General features: G+C 64.5%; 1 protein-coding gene. It reads left to right on the top strand.

Translation table 11 applies throughout. From position 1 onward, the window contains the following. Positions 1–999: toprim domain-containing protein (locus MXAZACID_RS18535; protein WP_039885806.1), on the top strand; the 999-nt coding region annotated here is incomplete at its 5' end. Between the last annotated feature and the right edge of the window lie 348 nt (positions 1,000–1,347).

Genomic DNA, 1,347 nt, shown 5'->3' with positions numbered 1-1,347 from the left:
TTATGTGTAACTGCACATAAGCAAGATGCCGCCGAGGGCACGCATGGCGATTTGCTGGATTTGATCCGGGAAAGCTGCGGCCTGACTGAGTTTCGGGATGTGGCTGAGGAGGCAAGGCGGTTTTTGGGGCTGAAAGGGGATGATCATGCTGCGGCTCGCGAACGCCGCAGCCACCCTGTGGGGCATATGGCGAGTTCACTTGGTACTTGTGCTATCCCCGGGTCCCAGGCGGATGATGGCAGTGATCCCGCTCCTGATGCCGCCCAGGCCCAACGCGCCGCTAGGCGGTTGTTCGGCATGGCGCAGCCCCTCCCAGGCACCCTTGCTGAAACCTATTTGCACCGGCGTGGGATCACGCCAGAGGCACTTACCGGAATCGATGCCTTGCGGTTCCATCCGCGTTGTTTCTACCGCGCGACACCGGATGCGCAGCCGGAACCTTGGCCAGCACTGATCGCAGCGGTCACGGACCTCGAAGGCCGTATCACCGGCATCCAGCGCACCTGGCTTGATCCAGACGGGTTTAATCCCCTCCATCCCATCCGGCTGAGCAAGGCGCCATTGGTAACTCCACGCCGGGCGCTGGGTCTGCTGCTTGGTCATGCGGTGCGGTTTGGCACCACGGCAGAGTTGGACAACGAACTGGCGCATGGCTTGCTTGTGGCAGGCGAGGGCATCGAGACCGTGCTGTCGCTGCGCTGCGTGATGCCCGCCATGCCAATGGTGGCCGCACTCTCGGCTGGGCATCTGGCCACCCTCCTGCTCCCCGAGGGGCTACGCCGGCTTTATATCGCCCGTGATGCCGATGTGGCCGGCGATCGCGCCGTGGCAAGTTTGACCGGACGCGCAATTGCCGCAGGGATCGAAGCAATCACGCTCTCGCCCCGCCTTGGCGATTTCAACGATGATCTCCGCGAATTTGGCCTCGCGGAATTGCGGGCAAACTTGCGGGTGCAATTGGCGCCGGAGGATGCCGTACGCTTCATGGTGCCCGGCTGAGTTTTGCGTGGCGGATGATTGGATGAGAGCCTGCCAACGCCGGGATTATCGTCATCGCCGGGCACTATATGCCCCTTCCCGCCGGGTGGCCGCGCCAGCGGCCTTCCGAGAGGGCGCTCTGTGCCGTGGGCGGCGGCGGCCCGCAATGGCGGCGGAGCCGCTATTTTCCGCCGCCCCGAGGAATGATCGGTAACACTGATCGTGCTGAGCAATGCCGGGGCTTTGCATCGCGAAGCAAAATAGCGGCCCCGCCGCCATCCTCCGCTGCGCTACGGCCTTAAAGGCCCACCCCATTGCGCAGGCGCAATGGGGACCCCGGGTGGGTGCGGGCCGCCGCCGCCCACGGCC

This window comes from Acidocella sp. MX-AZ02 (assembly GCF_000306035.1).
Taxonomy (GTDB): domain Bacteria; phylum Pseudomonadota; class Alphaproteobacteria; order Acetobacterales; family Acetobacteraceae; genus Acidocella; species Acidocella facilis.
Note: the sequence above shows the minus strand (reverse complement) of the source record. Positions and strands in the feature narration are given on the sequence as shown.